Source organism: Ralstonia sp. UNC404CL21Col (assembly GCF_000620465.1).
Lineage (GTDB): Bacteria > Pseudomonadota > Gammaproteobacteria > Burkholderiales > Burkholderiaceae > Ralstonia > Ralstonia flatus.
Genome location: NZ_JIBE01000004.1, coordinates 1 through 17,077 on the forward strand (window position 1 = coordinate 1; position 17,077 = coordinate 17,077).

Here is a 17,077-nt window from a genome sequence, read left to right on the forward strand (position 1 = left end):
AACCAGTACTAATTGCCCGTGCGGCTTGATCCTATAACCGGTATGTTTCCGGCTGGGTCTGCCTTGTGCCTGATACACAAGCACAACCCCTACTACATTCCCATATTGGCGGCGTTGACACAAAGTCAGCGACGCGACAAGTCATAGCCTGGTGACCATAGCGAGTCGGTACCACCCCTTCCCATCCCGAACAGGACCGTGAAACGACTCCGCGCCGATGATAGTGCGGATTCCCGTGTGAAAGTAGGTCATCGCCAGGCTCTCCATCTAAACACCCCAGCTCCAACACAGAGCTGGGGTGTTTGCCTTTGCGCGCTCCGATTCGATATCCAGCTCCTCCTGGCGTACCCGAATCCCGGAGCCAGAGCCCAAACCTCCCTGCCAAATCCCATTTAAAAGTGATCTTTACGCCAATTTTATTGGCAAGGGAAAGACCATCACTTTTCGCGATGTTCGTTTTGAATCACCTCGATGCCAATGCTTGAGGTGGGCTATCGCTGGCTCGCGACACATTCGCAAAACTAGGCTGCGTTGAAGAAAAGTTGTGATACTGTATATTTATACAGTATTCATCACTTGCCTTGGCGTTTCCATGTTTGCGTTGTCCCCGTCTCTTTCCATCGCCGAAGGTGTGGCGGAATATCCCGTCGCCGCTGGGCACATGGCGCCTGCCTCTCGTCCGGCTGCACGGAAAGCTCCGGCGGTGTTATTGCCAGAAACGCTGCATCCGGCGTTGTGGAATGCAGGCCATCTGGCGCGAGGCGACGGACGCGTTCTGACCACTGGGTATGACGCGTTGGATGCCGAGCTACCTGGCGGTGGTTGGCCCCTCGGTGGATTGATCGAGTTGCTGTGCCCGCAATCCGGTATTGGTGAGTGCCGATTGCTGCGCCCGGCGCTGTCTACGCTCAGCATGAACGGCCGCCGCATTGCGCTGGTCGCGCCGCCGCATCTGCCGAATGCAGTGAGGCTGGTGGGCTGGGATTTTTCTCCTGAACAAATCGTCTGGGTGCGTGCTGGCGAGTCGGCTGATCTTCTATGGGCCGCCGAGCAGCTTCTACGCAGCAAGGCTTTCGATGGTGTGCTGATCTGGTTGAGCCGGGCACGTCCAGGAGCGTTGCGCAGGTTGCAAGTGTTGGCACAGGCCGGCGAGAGCGCCATCTGGGTGTTTCGGCCGACTCATGCGCAACGAGAGTCGTCGCCGGCGGTGCTGCGGCTGGGGCTGGAGCCGGCTGGCGCCGATGCCCTGTCCATCCTTTTTCATAAGCGGCGCGGGCCGTTGCGTGAATCTCCGTTGCTGTTGCCATTGGCGGATCCGCTTCGGGCCGGTCGCGCCTCCGTGCGTCCGTTGCCTGTTCCGCCCGCCGAACCCTTCATCATGGATCCGGCCACGGCGAAATTGCTGGCCGCACTTTCGTCTCCTTCGTCTTCTGTGGCGTTTGACGCTTTGTCGGACGTTTCCGATCCAAACACTCCCGATCATGCCGTTCTGGATCGCGGTGCATCTGCCCCGTCTCCCTCTCGACGCGCTTCGACCCCGGTGGTCTGATCCGGCCGCGCTGCCGTTGCCGGTGGTGGTGCTGGAGCAGGAGCGCGTGGTGTCGGCCAACCGTTTGGCGATGCGCGAAGGCGTACACGCGGGCCTGCGTCGGGCGGGTGCCCAGGCGCTGGTGCCGCACGCTATACAGCTTGATCGTGACATGGCGGCCGAGACGCGGTTGCTGCAATCGCTGGCGCTGGCGCTGCTGGCATTCACGCCGCATGTCACGTTGGACGTGGCGGATGAGGCGACTGTGTTGTTGGAGGTGGAGGCCAGCTTGCGCCTGTTCGGTGGACATCGCGCGCTGTGTCGGGCAGTGAAGTATTGCGCGGTTCGGTTGGGCGCCATGCCGCAGCTTGGCACCGGGCCGACGGCACGCGGCGCGGCATGGCTTGCCAGTGCGCGGCCGGCGCCGATGCGTGGCCGTCGTCGCACGGCAGGGCGTCACGGGCGCCCGAGGAGGGCGGTTCGGCAGGAGCGGCTGTCGGCGTTGCTTGATCAATTGCCGATCGATGCGGTGGCGAGACTCACGCGGCCCGATTGGCTTGAAGGCCTCGGCTGCCGCACGCTGGCCGATTTGCGGGAGTTACCACGTAGCGGCCTGCGGCGGCGCTGCGGGCCGTTGCTCGTAGATACGCTCGACGCGGCGTATGGCAACGGGCACGAAAGCTTTACCTGGTTTACCGCGCCGTTGCGCTTTGATGTGCCGTTGGAATTGTCTGGCCGCATCGATAACGCGGAAGGTGTGCTGGCCGCCGCGGAGCAGTTGTTGTTGCAGCTGGTCGGTTGGCTGTCGGCGCTTCAACTGGGCGCCAAGACGTACCGACTCACGCTGGAGCACGAACGCCGGCGCGGCCGGAGCAGTGAAGATGCCGCCTCCTGCACGCCGGTGGAGATCGCGCTGGCGCAGCCGGTTCGCACGCTGGCGCACTTGTCGCGGGTGCTGCACGAGCGCGTGCATCGGCTCACGCTGATCGCTCCGGTGGTCGAGCTGCGTCTGACGGTGACCGACGCTACGCCGCTCGCGCCCCCTACGGAATCGCTGTTTCCCGAGCCCGGTGGTCGCGCTGAAGACGCTGCACGCCTGATCGACACGCTGATCGCTCGGCTGGGTGCCGAGAACGTACTTCACCCGCAGCCGTGTGCCGACCATCGCCCCGAGCGTGCCAACCACTGGGTCGAGGTGAATGCCGCGACCACCGCGCAGAGCCGTGCCGCCGCGCGTCAGGCATTGGCGCAATGGCATGCGCAGCAGCCGGAGCGGCCGCTGTGGCTGCTGGAGAAGCCGATCCCGCTGCTGACACGCCAGCATTATCCGTATTACCGCGGGCGGTTGCGGCTGGTGTCGATGCCTGAGCGTATTGAATCCGGCTGGTGGGACGACGATCTCATCAAGCGCGATTACTTCATCGCCGAAGGAGGAAAAGGCGAGCGTTACTGGGTGTATCGCGAGCGCGTTTCCGCAAGCCAGGCCAACACGGGAGACGAAGACGCCCGCTGGTATCTGCACGGTTTATTCGGCTAAGCAGTCATGACTTCGGCCACGCCATTTCCCACGCTGCCTGCCTATGCAGAGCTGCATTGCATCAGCAATTTCACGTTCCTGACCGGCGCGTCGCATCCGTACGAACTGGTGGAGCGTGCCAAGTTGTATGGTTATCAAGCGCTGGCGCTGACCGACGAATGCTCTGTAGCTGGCACCGCGCGAGCGCTTGTGGCCTCCAAGGAGTATGAGCTGAAGCTCATCATCGGCAGCCGCTTTACGGTGCGTAATGCCGATGGCGAACCCTGGCTGCGGCTGGTGCTGCTGGCACAAAACATCGAGGGTTACGGCAATCTGAGCGAGATCATTACGCATGCAAGGTTGGCCGCGCCCAAGGGCGAATACCGCTTGTTGGCAGACGATTTGGCCGCGCCTAAAGGCGAACTTGCCCACCTGCGCGGCGTGCCCGATTGCCTGGCGATTTTGTTGCCCGATTACGATCCTGATCCGCAGCAATTGCTGGCGCAGGCGTGGTGGTGCCAGCGCGTGTTCGGTGACCGGTTATCGATTGCGCTGGAGCTGCCGCTGCGGCACGCGGATGATCGCCATCGCGGCACGGTCGGGGCGGTGTCGGAACAAATCGATGTGCCCATGGTTGCGACCAGCGGCGTGCAGATGCACACGCGCCAACGCAAACCGCTGCACGACGTGCTGACCGCCATCCGGTTGTCCAAACCGCTTTCCGAGTGCGGTTTGGAACTTGCGCCCAGCGCTGAACAGGCGATGCGCACGCGCGTGCAACTCTCGTACCTCTATCAAGGCGAGCGTGGGAAGAGGATCCTGCGTCGGACGGTGGAGCTGGCGGCGTTGTGCAATTTCTCTCTCGACGAGATCCAATACGAATATCCAAGCGAAGTCGTACCGGAGGGCATGACACCGGCCGAATACCTGCACGCCGAAACGCTCGCTGGTGCCGCACGACGCTATCCAAATGGTGTGTCGGAGAAGGTGCGCGAGCAGATTCAGGAGGAACTCGGACTGATTGCCGAACTGGGTTACGAGCCGTTTTTCCTGACCGTCTATGACGTGGTGAAGTTTGCGCGCAACGAGGGGATTCTCTGCCAGGGGCGCGGCTCGGCGGCCAACTCGGCGGTGTGTTATTGCCTGGGGATTACCGAGGTGAATCCGGACAGCGGCAACACGCTGTTCGCACGCTTTCTTTCGCGGGCGCGCAATGAGCCGCCCGACATCGACGTCGATTTCGAGCATCAGCGTCGCGAAGAGGTCATCCAGTACATCTACAAAAAATACGGTGTGACACGCACCGCGCTGGCAGCTGCGCTCATCACCTACCGCACGCGTAGCGCATTGCGTGACGTTGGCCGCGCGCTCGGCATCGACCTGGGCATCATCGAGCAAGTTGCCAAGGGGCAGGCGTGGTGGGACAGCCGCAAGGAATTTGTGCAGCGCGCCGGCCAGCAAGGTCTGGATCCGGAATCGCCGCTGGTGCTGCGCTGGGCCCAGCTGGTGGATCAGTTGCGTGGTTTTCCGCGCCATCTGTCGCAGCACGTGGGCGGGTTCGTGATTGCGCAAGGCAAGCTTTCGCGCCTGGTGCCGATCGAGAACGCAGCGATGGAAAACCGCCGCGTCATCCAATGGGATAAAGACGATCTCGAGTCGCTGCGCCTGCTGAAGGTGGACGTGCTGGCGCTGGGCATGCTGACGGCCATTCGCCGCACGCTCGATATGGTGGATGCGTTGCCCGGACGGCGCGAGCACTACGGCGCGACGACCAAGCTCGCCATGCAGAACCTGCACGATGGCGACAAGAAAACCTACGACATGATCTGCCGCGCCGAGACCATCGGCGTGTTCCAGATCGAATCGCGCGCGCAGCAATCGATGCTGCCGCGTCTGCGCCCGCGCGAGTATTACGACCTGGTGATCCAAGTAGCGATTGTGCGGCCTGGGCCGATCCAGGGCGGCATGGTCCACCCGTATCTGCAGCGTCGCGAGGCAAAGCGCAATGGCAACACCGATTGCGTGACTTACCCCGGCCCCGAGGTGAAAGCCGTGCTCGAACGCACGTTGGGTGTGCCGATCTTCCAAGAGCAGGTGATGGAGATCGCCATGAAGGCCGGCGATTTCACTCCAGATGACGCAGACCGCCTGCGCCGTGACATGGCTGCCTGGAAGCGCAAGGGCAATCTCACGCAGCATCAGGAGCGACTGGTGCATGCGATGGTCGAGAAGAGGGGCTACGACCCTGCCTTTGTCGAAGCGCTGTGCAAACAGATGGAAGGTTTTGCCGAATACGGCTTCCCCGAAAGCCACGCGGCAGGCTTTGCCAAGCTGGCTTACGTCAGCAGTTTCCTGAAATGCCACGAGCCGGCGGCGTTTTTTGCGGCGTTGCTCAACAGTCAGCCGATGGGGTTCTATTCACCGTCGCAACTGGTGCAGGAGGCGCGGCGCAGCCATGTGCGCGTGCTGCCGGCGGACGTGACGGCCAGCGTTTGGGACAGCACGCTGCATCTCCGCGCCGATGGCGAGGTCGGTGAGAATGGCCTGGTGCAGCCCGATATCCGCCTCGGGTTGAATCGCATTCGAGGCATGCGCAAGCCGGCTGCCGAGCGCATCGAAGCGGCTCGCGCCCAGGCGCCATTCACCAGCGTGGAGGATCTCGCCCATCGCGCCGCGCTCGACCGTCACGACCTGAACGTGCTGGCCGCAGCCAATGCGCTGAAGTCGCTGGCCGGCCACCGCCGTCAGGCGCTCTGGCAAACGCTCGCCCTGCAGGAGCCCGGCCACGATCACGCGCTGCTGCGCCAGGCCCGTCCGGTGGAGGCGCCGCTCGAGCTACCCGCGCCGCCCATTGGTGAAGAGGTGATGGCTGATTACGGCAGCCTTGGTTTGTCACTGCAGAGCCATCCGCTAAGGCTGCTGCGCGCACGGCTCGAACGTATGCGATTTGCCACTGCGGCCACGCTGGCCGGTTACCGCAACGGACAATTGGCGCGCGCTTGCGGCATTGTCACGGTTCGGCAGCGACCAGGCACAGCCAACGGCACGATCTTCGTTTCCATTGAAGACGAAACAGGTGCCATCAACGTCATCCTCTGGCCTCACTTGATCGAGCGTCAGCGACGCGAAGTGTTGAACGCCCAACTGCTCGGCGTCTACGGCAAGTGGCAATGTGAGCGCGAAACCCGTCACCTTGTCGCCCAGCATCTGGTGGATCTGACCCCACTTTTGGGACGGCTCGCCACTTCTAGCCGCGATTTCCATTAATCCGGCCCCTCCCACAACTGCCCGTCGCATCACCTCCGGCACGGCAATTGCGTGATGAGAGGCACGCGCCGTCGCCTGCCCGTGACGCAGGAGGCTCAAGCGGTTCTCTCCCGCCGAGCCCCCTCCGATTGGTGGATAGGGCAAGCGCGGATCGACGAAACGTGGTGCGGGTGCAAGGATTTGCGCTTGAGGGATCACAAAAACGGTCTGCCAAGCGAAGAAAGCGGCATCTACGAGGGAACTGACCCTCAAGCCGCCTTGTCACCATAAACATGGTGGATGAGATGCGCTTTCATCACGCGTCGATATTGGGTGCAGTCGAAATTACGTCTACTCTGTAGAAAACACATCACGGAGGCCACCCCCCAAAAACGTGTGCAACGGCGTGCATAGATCAGACGCATGCCGTCGTCGCGCTGTGTATGACGGCGGATGAAGGTGCAGTTCAACCCAATCCGCATATTTTCAGCCCATCGTTCGGGTCCAGACCCGGCGGTGTTTCCCATCTCAGGTGCAGGAGCGAACAGATGGAACAGCCTTTCAAGCAGTTACACAGTCTGCGCAAGTCGCGCAAGCTCAAACAGGAAGATGTCGCCAAGATGGCCGGTATCTCTCGCGAAGCGTATCTGCGCGCGGAATCCGGTCGTGCCGATCCCCGCCTGTCGACGCTGATGGCCGTGGCCGGTGCGCTGGGGCTGGAGGTCGTTCTGGCTCCGCGCGAAGCCGTCGCCGAAATTGAGCGCGTGATCGCCAATCACCCGGCTCAGCCGACGCAAGGTGGCGGCGGGGCGGATGCCGGCCACGAGCGATCGGAGCACGGCTCGGTGGGCGGCACGGGCGGCGGTCATGGCCTGGCTGGCCAATATCGCGGGCCGGAGCGCCATCCGCAGTCGGCGTATCATCCGGGCGCCTCGCATAGCCAGGCTGGCCAGCAAGGCGCACCGCATGCAGGCGGCAGCGCAGAGGACCGCTCTCGCATGACGTCCTCGGACCGGCCAGGTGCAGGCGGTTCGTCGGGTGGCTCAGACCGTCCAGGCGGTTCGGGTTCGCGCGAATCGTAAGCAAAGTCCTTTGGTAGGCGGCCGGGCACGTTAGCGCGCGCCCGGCTCGCGATTGAGCGCAAGAGGCAGCCGCTCTACAATCGGCCTGCAAACTGCGCTCCGTTGGTTTGTGCGCGCCCGCGCCAACGTTTCCTTTTTCTTCTCGTATGCACGGCGATCCGCCACGCAAGCACATGGCGCAAGCCGTGCCCCAACACCCGCCGTTCTGGCACAACCTCAAGCAAGACGTTTTCTTTTGGGCGCTGCTCGTCATCTGCGGCGTGCTGACCCTCGTAGCGCCCAAGCGCATCGTTGAATATCCGTCGCTGATTGACTGGCACACCATTGCGGCCTTGGCCGGCTTGCTCATCCTGACCAAAGCGGTTGAGGCCAGCGGCATGCTTCAGTTGCTCGGCCGCCGCCTCGTCGAAGTGGTCAGCAGCCAGCGTGTTCTGGCCCTCAGCCTGGTCGCGGCTTCGGCCGCGCTGTCGACCGTGTTGACCAACGACGTGGCGTTGTTCGTGATCGTGCCGCTCACCGTCGGTTTGCGGCAGGTGGCCAGCCTGCCGGTGGCGCGGCTGGTGATATTCGAAGCGCTGGCGGTCAACGCGGGCTCGGCGCTCACGCCGATCGGCAACCCGCAGAACCTCTTCCTGTGGCATCAATCGGGGCTGTCGTTTGGTGCGTTCGTCTGGCAGATGGCGCCGATGGTCGTACTGCTGATGGCCTTGCTGCTGGCGGCGACGTGGCTGGCCTTTGCCTCGCACGAAATCCACCTGCATGCCGAAACCGCCGACGTGGAATTGCACAAGCGCCTGTTGGTGCCTGCGCTCTTGTTGTACGTGCCGTTTCTGGTGCTGACCGATCTGGGCCACCCGTTGGTGGCGGCAGCCGGGTTGATCGTCCTGTACCTCATCGGCGCGCGTTATGTGCTGGCGCGGGTGGACTGGGGCCTGCTGCTCGTGTTCATGCTGATGTTCATCGACCTGCGGCTGGTGGCGCAGCTTGGCATCGTGCGGCAGGCGCTGGATGCACTGGCGTTGAGCAATCCGATGCATCTGTATTGGGCCGGCATTGGCGTGTCGCAGATCATCAGCAACGTGCCGGCGGCAATCTTGCTGGCCGAGTATTCGCATGACTGGCCGATGATTGCCTTTGCGGTGAGCGTGGGCGGCTTCGGCACGCTTATCGGGTCGTTGGCCAACCTCATTGCGTTGCGCATGCTGGGCGACCGCCGTGCGTGGTGGGTGTTTCACGCGTACTCGATGCCGTTTCTACTGGCTGCGGCGGGCATCGTGTACGCGTGGCTGATGTGGCTGCGTTAGGCCGGCACGGCATCCCAATCCGGCGCAAAGGCCGGTTGGACGTAACGCAGCGTCTTTGGCAAGGCGGCAATGGCGGCACGATCGGCGTCGTCCAGGCGCAGCCGCAGTGCGTCGTGGTTCGCCTGCTGGCTTTCGCGACGCTGGGCCTTGGGAATGGCGATCACATTAGGCTGTTCCAGCAACCATGCAATAGCCACCTGTGATGCCGACGCGCCATGCTTGCGGCCAATCGCCTGCAGCGTGGCGTCTTCGGCCGCGCGCCCCTGGGCCAGCGGCGCGTAGGCGGTCAGCGGAATGCCCTTGCCGCGCAGGTAGCCCAGTAGCGCCGATTGGTCCAAAAACGGGTGGTATTCCACCTGCACGCACGCGAGGGGCGCTCCGATCGTGTCGATGGCGGTTTTGAGCATCGGCAGGTTGAAATTACACACGCCAATGGCCCGCACGCGGCCGCTTTCACGCAGCGCCATCATCGCTTTCATCGTTGCCGCCATGTCCATGCCGGGCGCGGGCCAGTGGACGAGATACAAGTCGACGTAATCGAGTTTCAGCTTGGCAAGGCTCTGCTCCAACGCCAGAGGAACGGCGCGCGGCGCCAGCTGGTCATGCCAGACCTTGGTGGTGACGAACACCTCTTCCCGCGGCAGGCCCGAGGCAGCGATGGCCGCGCCGACAGCGTCTTCGTTGGCATACATCGCGGCGGTGTCGATGTGTCGATAACCGAGCGCGAGCGCGCTCTCGACGGCGGGTTGGCACACGTTGCTGGCCATGCGGAATGTGCCGAGCCCCAGCCGGGGAATGGAAACACCTTGCGTCTTCAATGCGTGTTGCATGTGCAGCTCCTTCGGTTGTCATGAATGACGGACGCCATGGTGCCGATTGCCGATCTTTGAATAAAGTGCGTACCATGCAAATCATTCGTGAAAAAACTCCCGTAATAGCTGCGGAAGGGAAGGGATTGCATGACGTTTGATGGGCAATTGTTCTCCGGCATTACGCTGCTGGCGGCCGTCGTGGAAAGCGGCAGCTTCGTGCGCGCGGCCGATGCGCTCGCGTTGTCACCGTCTGGAGTGAGTCGTGCCGTCAGCCGGTTGGAAGCGCGCATCGGCGTGCGGCTGATTGAGCGGACGACGCGTTCGCTCACGCTCACCGACGAAGGCCGCCGCCTCTACGAACAGGTCAGCCCACACCTGACGGGCATCGCCGACGCCGCAGCGATGGCCTCCGGTGCGGTGGGGGCGGCGGGTGCGGTGCGAGGGCGCTTGCGCGTGAATGTCGATCCGTTTTTCTCGCGGATGGCCCTCGCGACGCCGGTGGCCGGTTTTCTGGAGCGCCATCCGGACTTGTCGCTGGAACTCATCATGCGGGACGACGTCGGCGATCTGGTTGCCGACGGGTTTGATCTGGCCATCCGCTTCGGGCCGCCGCCCGTGGGTTCCTTCGTGGCGCGCAAGCTGGTCGAGACGCGCATCGTGACAGTGGCATCGCCGGATTACATCGCGCGGCGCGGCAAGCCGGCGCACCCGCGCGATGTGCCCTCACACGAGCGCATCCTGTTCTACAACCCGGTGACGGGGCGTCCGTACGAATGGGAGTTCTGGCGCCAGAATGAACGCATCGAGATCCGGCCCGCCGGGCGGTTGATGGTGTCGGACGTGCGCACGATGCACGCAGCATGCGTCGCCGGCGCCGGCATCGCCCAGGTGATGGCGCTCGGTACAGAAGCGTTGCGGCGCAGCGGTCAGCTGGTCGACCTGTTCCCTGATTGGCCGGATGAGCGCTTTGCGTTGTACGCGCTGTATCCGTCGCGCCGTTACCTGCCGGCGAAGGTGCATGCGTTTATCGACTTCTGCGTCGAGAACCTGCCTGCGGACTAACGCACAAAGCACTGCGGCCGCGCTAGGCGGCCGCAGCAGATCAAGCAAAAAAACGTCAGACCTTCTTGGCTGCCATCACGGCTTCCGACACGTTGCGCGGTGCTTCCGCGTAGTGCTTGAACTCCATCGTGTACGTCGCGCGGCCCTGGCTGAGCGACCGCAGGTTGGTGGAGTAGCCGAACATCTCGGCGAGCGGCACCTCGGCGTGCACGACCTTGCCGCCGCCGCCCGGAATGTCTTCCGTGCCTTGCACCATGCCGCGCCGTGACGACAGGTCGCCGATCACGTTGCCCATGTAGTCTTCCGGCGTTTCCACTTCCACCGCCATCATCGGTTCGAGCAGGATGGGACCGGCCTTGCGCATGGCCTCTTTGAAGGCCATCGAGCCCGCCATGCGGAACGCGTTTTCGTTCGAATCCACATCGTGGTACGAGCCGAAAGTCAGACGCACCTTCACGTCCACCACCGGATAGCCCGCCAGCACGCCCGTGTTGAGCGTGTCACGAATGCCCTTGTCCACCGCCGGGATGAACTCGCGCGGGATCACGCCGCCCTTGATCTCGTCGACGAACTCGTAGCCCTTGCCGTCGTTGGGCTCCAGCGTGATGACCGCGTGGCCGTACTGGCCCCGTCCGCCCGATTGTTTGACGAACTTGCCTTCGACGTCTTCCGCGGCCTTCTTGATGGTTTCGCGGTAGGCCACCTGCGGCTTGCCGACGGTCGCTTCCACGCCAAACTCGCGCTTCATGCGGTCGACCAGGATTTCCAGGTGCAGTTCGCCCATGCCCGAAATGATGGTCTGGCCGGATTCCTCGTCCGTCTTCACGCGGAACGACGGGTCTTCCTGCGCCAGTCGGTTCAGGGCGATGCCCATCTTTTCCTGGTCGGCCTTGGTCTTGGGCTCGACAGCCTGGCTGATGACGGGCTCAGGAAATTCCATGCGCTCCAGCACGATGACGTGCTCCGGATCGCACAGCGTTTCGCCGGTCGTCACATCTTTCAGGCCGACCGCAGCCGCGATGTCGCCGGCCAGCACTTCCTTGATCTCTTCGCGCTGGTTGGCGTGCATCTGCAGGATCCGGCCCAGGCGCTCGCGCTTGCCCTTGACCGAGTTGTAGACCGTGTCGCCCGAGTTGATCTTGCCCGAGTACACGCGGAAGAACGCGAGCTGGCCGACGAACGGGTCGGTCATGATCTTGAAGGCGAGGGCGGCGAAGGGTTCGGTGTCGCTGGCATGGCGCTCGAGGGGTTCGTCCTTCTCGCCGTGGCCCTGGATGGATGGAATGTCCACCGGAGACGGCAGGTAGTCGACCACCGCATCGAGCATCGCCTGCACGCCCTTGTTCTTGAACGCGGAGCCACAGAGCATCGGCACGATCTCGCCGGCGATGGTGCGCTGGCGCAGGGCCCGCTTGATCTCGGCCTCGGAGAGCGTCTCGCCGCCAAGGTATTTGTCGAGCAGGGCCTCATCGGCCTCGGCAGCGGCTTCGACCATCTTGTCGTGCCATTCCTGCGCGGTGGCCTTCAGCTCTTCGGGAATGTCGGTGTACTCGAACTTGACGCCCTGGCTGGCGTCATCCCACACGATGGCCTTCATCTTGACGAGGTCCACCACGCCGCGGAAACCGTCTTCCGCGCCAACGGGAATCTGGATCGGTACCGGGTTGCCCTTCAGGCGATCGCGCATCTGGCGCTCAACGCGGAAAAAGTCCGCACCGATGCGGTCCATCTTGTTGACGAACGCGATGCGCGGCACCTTGTACTTGTTGGCCTGGCGCCAGACGGTTTCCGACTGCGGCTGCACGCCGCCCACGGAGTCGTAGACCATGCACGCGCCGTCGAGCACGCGCATGGAGCGCTCCACCTCGATGGTGAAATCGACGTGGCCGGGGGTGTCGATGATGTTGATGCGGTATTCCGGGCGGTCCCCCGCCATGCCGCGCCACATGCAGTGCGTCGCGGCGGACGTGATGGTGATGCCGCGCTCCTGCTCCTGCTCCATCCAGTCCATCGTGGCCGCGCCGTCATGCACCTCGCCTATCTTGTGATTGACCCCGGTGTAGAACAGGATGCGCTCGGTCGTGGTGGTTTTGCCGGCGTCGATGTGCGCCGAGATGCCGATGTTGCGATAGCGCTCGATGGGGGTCTGGCGGGGCATGATGTTTCTCTTCCGTTGAAGGACACTCGCATCGCCGACTCCGCACCATGCGAAGGGCGAATGTGCGAGTGGGAACACATTATAGGATCGGTCCTAACCCATCGCATGTAGGGGTATTGGACGAAATTTCACCCCCTGTCCATCTCATATCCGAGCTGGTGGAGGCGCGCAAAGTCCAGCAGTTCGATTTCTCCGTAGGCCAGCCTGAGGATGCCGCGCGCTTCGAAATCCTTCAAAACCTGGTTCACGGTCTGACGGGACAGGGAGAGCAACTGCGCAAGCTGCTCCTGTGGCACGTGCAGCACACGCCGCGTGCCGAGGCGCAGGTCGCCGTAGCCGTCGGCCATCAGTAGCAGGCGCCGCGCCACCCGCACGGGGGCGGGCAGGAGGGCGGTTTCTTCCAGCACGATGAATGTCAGGCGCAGCTTGTGAGTCAGCAGCAGGGCAAACGCATGCAGCAGCGCGGGCGAGCCGTCCAGCAGGGCAATCAGCGCCGCCTGCGGCATATGGAGCAAAGTCGTAGGCCCGTCGGCGCGGGCGTCATGCGTGCGGGGCTGCCGGTCGAATACGCCGATCTCGCCAAACCAGTTGACCGGCTCCAGCACGGCCAGCAAGGCTTCGCGCCCGTCTGCGCTGGTGGCGCCGATCCGGATCGTGCCTTCCACCACGCAGTACAGACCGTCAGGCGCGTCGCCACGCTGGAAGAGAATCTCCCCGGCCCCCAGGCGCCGCACGGTGGCAATGTCGATCAAAGCGTCCTGCAAGGTGGCGTCGAGCGTGCCAAACCAACTGCTGGCGTGCAGGCGTTCGCGGTAGGAGTGGGCGTCCAGCGTGCCGGATGGGGCGACGGGGTGGTCCATGGGGGCGGCTGAAGGGCGCTTCGGAAACGTCGAATGTGTCGGCTACGCGACAGAGCGGCGTGCCGTTCACTGACTAGGATGAAACGATCATAACGAGCGTGCGGCTGGAGCGTCCATGCTGCAAACGCACAAAACCGGAGGCCCCATGCGCAACCTGTCTGACCATCTTTCCAACTACGCCGCCTACCACCAGGACGGCCGCAATATCGCCACGCACTTTGTCGGCATCCCGGCGATCGTGCTGGCGGTTGCGGTGTTGCTGTCGCGGCCGGTGCTGGCAGACCTGTCAGGCGTGCCCGTGACACCCGCGCTGATCGTGCTGGCGCTGACGACGCTGTTCTACCTGCGTTTGGACGCGATGTTCGGCGTGGTGATGTTCGGGCTGATCGCCGCGTGCGTTTGGGTCGGCAACCATGTCGCCGCGCATTCGACGGCGGCCTGGTTGTCAGTGGGTATCGGCCTGTTCGTGATCGGCTGGATCATCCAGTTCGTCGGCCACTATTACGAGGGGCGCAAGCCGGCGTTTGTCGATGATCTCGCAGGTCTGGTGATCGGCCCGCTCTTCCTCGTGGCCGAGACGGCGTTTGCCTTGGGTTTGCGCGCCAAGCTGCGTGACGAGGTGGTCAGCCGCTCGCACGCCATGCGCGCCGCGATGGGCGTCAAGCACGCCACCGCCTGAGCTGCCAGCGTCAGGCTATTTCTCGTTTCTATTCAGACTTCGCGGCCGGCTGAAAAACCGGTGCGCGATTCTGCATGCCGGCCAGCACCGCCTCGCGCTGATTGGCCGTGCCGATCAGCCGGTCCTGCTCGACCGACTCGGCCAGCAGAATGGCAGCGGTGTCGCCGTCTTCCGCAACGCGCATCAAGCGCTTGCCCGCGCGAATCGCGTCGGGACTCTTCTGGGCAATGTCGCGCGCCGCCTCCAGCGCCGCCGTGCGCGGATCGTCCACCACGTGCGTCGCCAAGCCCAGGGCGCAGGCTTCTTCGCCGTGGACAATGCGGCCGCTGTAAATCAGCTCGCGCAGCCGATCCGGACGGACCAGCCCGCGCATCAGCGCCATACCGCCCATGTCGGGCACCAGGCCCCATTTGATTTCCATGATCGAGAGGCGCGTGTCGGCGGTCACGTACCGCACGTCCGCGCCCAGCGCGATCTGCAAGCCGCCGCCGTACGCGACACCATGCACCGCAGCCAACACCGGCACCGGAAGATCGCGCCACACCGTGCAGGCGTACTGCGGCAGATTGGCCACGCCATGCGTGCGCTTGGCAAGACGGCCGGCGCTGATGTCGGAACCTGCATCGCTGCTGCCCAGGCTCGCCATGCTGCCCATATCCAACCCCGCGCAGAAGGCGCGACCCTCGCCTGACAACACCACGGCACGCACATCCGGCTCGCTCATCAGGCGTTCCCCCACGGTGACGAGCGCTTCGAACATGGCCGGGTCGATGGCGTTCATCTTCTCGGGCCGGTTGAGCCGGACTTCAGCCACGCCGGCGTCGATGCTGAGCAGGATGCGGTCAGTCATGGAGAGGTGTTCTGTGTGAGGTCAACGTCGAATCAATCGGGAGCGATGACCAATGCGTCGCGCTTGTCCTTCACCTGCGCCCAGTGCGCATGATCGGGCAGCGGCGGTTGCACCTTGGTCAGGCGGGGCCAGTCGGCGCGGCGCGAGAGCTGTGCATTCAGTGCGATGAAGTCCTGCTGATCGGCCGGCACCTCGGCTGCCGGATAGATGGCGCCCACCGGGCATTCCGGCACGCAGATCGAGCAATCGATGCATTCATCCGGGTCGATGACCAGGAAATTGGGACCGGCGTGGAAGCAGTCCATGGGGCAGACGGCGACGCAGTCGGTGTATTTGCATTGGATGCAGGATTCGGTGACTACATATGGCATAACTACGCGGGGTGTTCAAAACCTGTTCAAAATTCGTTCAAAATTATGCAGCATCAATCTGAACTCTGACAGAGATCAGGCCGCTTGAGTTTGCATTGAGGGCGGCCATTTCGTCGGAGGTGTGACCCGGGGGCGGGGCTGCCTTTTGGTATAGGTTTAGCAAGTATCCCGACGGCGTAGAGCAAAGCAAAAGGCAATCAGATTGGTAGGAGAGCACGCGAGTCAGGCCCACGCCGGCCACCGCCGCGTCGATTGCGGCTTCGGCAGTGCTCACCACCGGCTGGTGGGCCATCAGCTTTCCGATGGCGGCCTTCGCAAGTGCCGCGGTGAAATACTCGATGTTCGTCCAGGCTTGGCCCGTGACGTTGATTGCGATCCTCCTCCTTGCCATGCTGAGCATCGCGATCGTGGTTCTTTTTGTCAAAACCCTGCACATGCTTCTCAACGGGAAGCTGCTGGCCGGCTGAGGTAGCCACCGCACCGGCGCCCGTGCAAAGTCAGTCAGCGCGTAGGCGGGCTTGGGTCGTATGCGCTATGTAACGGCTCCTAGCTTTTCCTTCCGGGCGCCGCGATCGGAGCAAGGTCTTCGGCGACTTGCTTGCCCAGCAAAATTGCGGCGCTCAGCGCCATTCCTTCGGTGATGAATCCCTCCGGCGAGCTTGCCGGCATCCATTCGGTGGGTGACGCTCCTTCGGGCACGTACCTGAATTCGCTGTCACAGCGCTGACCCTCACGGCGGTGCGTGCGCACCTCCACGTGCCCACTTTTTGCCTTCACAATCAATTCCACGTGTACCCCCAAGGCTCAAGTTTCTCCCGCCCCGTTTTTTTATCGAGTGGCGCCTTTCTGATGCAGTGCACACTACGCGTACAAAATAGAAACGATCGATTGCCTTGTCCAGAGAACCACGCTGTACACGGTTGGATAGCCGCACGGAGCGTGCGTAAGCGGCCGATACGGAGAAGGCGGCCGACCGCTACTTGCTGTGGCAATTCAAGGATCTGACGGCGCAAGCCTGTGTGCGAAATAGAGACTTGGCCGATCTTCCAGAATCGCGTCGGGGGCTTTCAAGTCATGTTCGGCAGGTTGCAGCCACGTGTCGACGTTCTCGGGCTTGACTGGAGGCAGCACGCGGTCGTGCCCGGTTGCCGCAATTTCCTCGGCAGATTCTCGGTGATGATGGCGAACGAAAACGGCTCCTTCTCGCCGGACTTGGCCGCGCGCCAGTGTGACCACACGCAGGCGACGAGCAGCGTCTGCGGTGGGTCGCGGCGGCATTCGAGGATGGCGTTTGTGCTCCGCTGCGAAAAGAGCGACCAGCGTGTCAATGCCACAGACCGCGTCGACCCGAACCACGCCGTCGTAGAAAACAGGCTTTCCGAACTCTTGCCTTGGGCCTGCTGCGCCTGTGCGAGCTGGCCCTGCGCGGTTTCAATCGCTGCCGATACCGTGCTTCCCTCCGTCGGCAGTGCCTCAAGTTTGGCGGCCGCCTCAGTGTCGGCACTGATTTGTTTGGATGCGGGTCCTTTAGACGAAAGACGCTCTAACCGTTTGATGTACATGCGAAAAATCAGGGTCGCCAAACATTATTGAAAGCCGGGGAGGGCCG

At 63.2% G+C, this 17,077-nt stretch carries 15 protein-coding genes, 1 rRNA gene and 1 pseudogene; 9 read left to right on the top strand and 8 right to left on the bottom strand.

Annotated features, from left to right (window positions below; all coding sequences use genetic code 11):
- Positions 1-147 precede the first annotated feature (147 nt).
- The 6 genes from rrf to N511_RS0108325 all read left to right on the top strand — a co-directional run bounded on the left by rrf (position 148) and on the right by N511_RS0108325 (position 8,676).
- Positions 148-260, top strand: a 5S ribosomal RNA gene (gene rrf / locus N511_RS0108305).
- A 332-nt stretch (positions 261-592) separates the two neighbouring features.
- On the top strand, positions 593-1,549 hold the full coding sequence (gene imuA, locus N511_RS24865; protein WP_081785335.1) for a translesion DNA synthesis-associated protein ImuA: 957 nt from the start codon (positions 593-595) through the stop codon (positions 1,547-1,549).
- Positions 1,482-3,065 (top strand): Y-family DNA polymerase, encoded by a 1,584-nt coding sequence (locus N511_RS0108310; RefSeq protein WP_027678868.1) that lies wholly within the window; start codon positions 1,482-1,484, stop codon positions 3,063-3,065. Before imuA ends, N511_RS0108310 begins: the two co-directional genes overlap by 68 nt.
- Positions 3,066-3,071: 6 nt before the next feature.
- The gene (locus N511_RS0108315) at positions 3,072-6,311 is read left to right on the top strand and encodes an error-prone DNA polymerase (protein WP_027678869.1); all 3,240 of its coding nucleotides are present in this window, start codon (positions 3,072-3,074) and stop codon (positions 6,309-6,311) included.
- Positions 6,312-6,838: 527 nt separating this feature from the next.
- Positions 6,839-7,372 (top strand): helix-turn-helix domain-containing protein, encoded by a 534-nt coding sequence (locus N511_RS0108320; RefSeq protein WP_027678870.1) that lies wholly within the window; start codon positions 6,839-6,841, stop codon positions 7,370-7,372.
- Positions 7,373-7,518: 146 nt separating this feature from the next.
- The gene (locus N511_RS0108325; RefSeq protein ID WP_027678871.1) at positions 7,519-8,676 is read left to right on the top strand and encodes an SLC13 family permease; all 1,158 of its coding nucleotides are present in this window, start codon (positions 7,519-7,521) and stop codon (positions 8,674-8,676) included.
- Here N511_RS0108325 and N511_RS0108330 read toward each other — a convergent pair.
- Positions 8,673-9,506, bottom strand: a complete 834-nt coding sequence (locus N511_RS0108330; RefSeq protein ID WP_037026548.1) for an aldo/keto reductase — start codon at positions 9,504-9,506, stop codon at positions 8,673-8,675. The two genes, N511_RS0108325 and N511_RS0108330, sit on opposite strands and share 4 nt — an antisense overlap.
- 129 nt (positions 9,507-9,635) lie before the next feature.
- On the opposite strand from N511_RS0108330, the gene N511_RS0108335 reads away from it, so the two are divergent.
- Positions 9,636-10,550, top strand: coding sequence for a LysR family transcriptional regulator (locus N511_RS0108335; RefSeq protein WP_027678873.1), 915 nt, complete (start codon positions 9,636-9,638; stop codon positions 10,548-10,550).
- Between the two features lie 55 nt (positions 10,551-10,605).
- On the opposite strand, the gene fusA is transcribed toward N511_RS0108335, so the two are convergent.
- On the bottom strand, positions 10,606-12,708 hold the full coding sequence (gene fusA, locus N511_RS0108340; protein WP_027678874.1) for an elongation factor G: 2,103 nt from the start codon (positions 12,706-12,708) through the stop codon (positions 10,606-10,608).
- A 128-nt stretch (positions 12,709-12,836) separates the two neighbouring features.
- Entirely contained in the window at positions 12,837-13,568 is a 732-nt protein-coding gene (locus N511_RS0108345) for a Crp/Fnr family transcriptional regulator (RefSeq protein ID WP_037026550.1), read from the bottom strand.
- A gap of 145 nt (positions 13,569-13,713) precedes the next feature.
- Between N511_RS0108345 and N511_RS0108350 the strand changes: the two genes are divergently transcribed.
- Positions 13,714-14,247: an Mpo1 family 2-hydroxy fatty acid dioxygenase gene (locus N511_RS0108350; protein WP_027678876.1), complete on the top strand. Its 534-nt coding sequence runs from the start codon at positions 13,714-13,716 to the stop codon at positions 14,245-14,247.
- A 28-nt stretch (positions 14,248-14,275) separates the two neighbouring features.
- Here the strand turns inward: N511_RS0108350 and N511_RS0108355 are convergent, their stop codons facing one another.
- The 3 genes and pseudogenes from N511_RS0108355 to N511_RS25475 form a co-directional block, all read right to left on the bottom strand.
- Positions 14,276-15,097: a crotonase/enoyl-CoA hydratase family protein gene (locus N511_RS0108355; protein WP_027678877.1), complete on the bottom strand. Its 822-nt coding sequence runs from the start codon at positions 15,095-15,097 to the stop codon at positions 14,276-14,278.
- A gap of 32 nt (positions 15,098-15,129) precedes the next feature.
- The gene (gene fdxA, locus N511_RS0108360; RefSeq protein WP_027678878.1) at positions 15,130-15,468 is read right to left on the bottom strand and encodes a ferredoxin FdxA; all 339 of its coding nucleotides are present in this window, start codon (positions 15,466-15,468) and stop codon (positions 15,130-15,132) included.
- A gap of 199 nt (positions 15,469-15,667) precedes the next feature.
- A pseudogene (locus tag N511_RS25475) lies at positions 15,668-15,742 on the bottom strand (LysR family transcriptional regulator); the annotation flags it as partial.
- Between N511_RS25475 and N511_RS24870 the strand changes: the two are divergent.
- The gene (locus N511_RS24870; RefSeq protein WP_231479596.1) at positions 15,735-15,935 is read left to right on the top strand and encodes a hypothetical protein; all 201 of its coding nucleotides are present in this window, start codon (positions 15,735-15,737) and stop codon (positions 15,933-15,935) included. The pseudogene N511_RS25475 and the gene N511_RS24870 overlap by 8 nt on opposite strands.
- A 79-nt stretch (positions 15,936-16,014) precedes the next feature.
- Here the strand turns inward: N511_RS24870 and N511_RS25215 are convergent, their stop codons facing one another.
- Both N511_RS25215 and N511_RS25480 read right to left on the bottom strand, forming a co-directional pair.
- Positions 16,015-16,257 (bottom strand): hypothetical protein, encoded by a 243-nt coding sequence (locus tag N511_RS25215; protein ID WP_155954031.1) that lies wholly within the window; start codon positions 16,255-16,257, stop codon positions 16,015-16,017.
- Positions 16,258-16,535: 278 nt separating this feature from the next.
- Positions 16,536-17,051 carry a hypothetical protein gene (locus N511_RS25480; protein WP_231479597.1) on the bottom strand — a complete coding sequence of 172 codons (516 nt, stop codon included), beginning with the start codon at positions 17,049-17,051 and terminating at the stop codon, positions 16,536-16,538.
- Between the last annotated feature and the right edge of the window lie 26 nt (positions 17,052-17,077).

Coding starts and splice junctions, on each gene's coding strand:
- fdxA (WP_027678878.1), bottom strand. CDS start 15,468: ATGCCATATGTAGTCACCGAATCCTGCATCCAATGCAAATACACCGAC.
- N511_RS0108330 (WP_037026548.1), bottom strand. CDS start 9,506: ATGCAACACGCATTGAAGACGCAAGGTGTTTCCATTCCCCGGCTGGGG.
- imuA (WP_081785335.1), top strand. CDS start 593: ATGTTTGCGTTGTCCCCGTCTCTTTCCATCGCCGAAGGTGTGGCGGAA.
- fusA (WP_027678874.1), bottom strand. CDS start 12,708: ATGCCCCGCCAGACCCCCATCGAGCGCTATCGCAACATCGGCATCTCG.
- N511_RS0108350 (WP_027678876.1), top strand. CDS start 13,714: ATGCGCAACCTGTCTGACCATCTTTCCAACTACGCCGCCTACCACCAG.
- N511_RS0108320 (WP_027678870.1), top strand. CDS start 6,839: ATGGAACAGCCTTTCAAGCAGTTACACAGTCTGCGCAAGTCGCGCAAG.
- N511_RS0108335 (WP_027678873.1), top strand. CDS start 9,636: ATGACGTTTGATGGGCAATTGTTCTCCGGCATTACGCTGCTGGCGGCC.
- N511_RS0108315 (WP_027678869.1), top strand. CDS start 3,072: ATGACTTCGGCCACGCCATTTCCCACGCTGCCTGCCTATGCAGAGCTG.
- N511_RS0108310 (WP_027678868.1), top strand. CDS start 1,482: ATGCCGTTCTGGATCGCGGTGCATCTGCCCCGTCTCCCTCTCGACGCG.
- N511_RS0108355 (WP_027678877.1), bottom strand. CDS start 15,097: ATGACTGACCGCATCCTGCTCAGCATCGACGCCGGCGTGGCTGAAGTC.
- N511_RS0108325 (WP_027678871.1), top strand. CDS start 7,519: ATGCACGGCGATCCGCCACGCAAGCACATGGCGCAAGCCGTGCCCCAA.
- N511_RS0108345 (WP_037026550.1), bottom strand. CDS start 13,568: ATGGACCACCCCGTCGCCCCATCCGGCACGCTGGACGCCCACTCCTAC.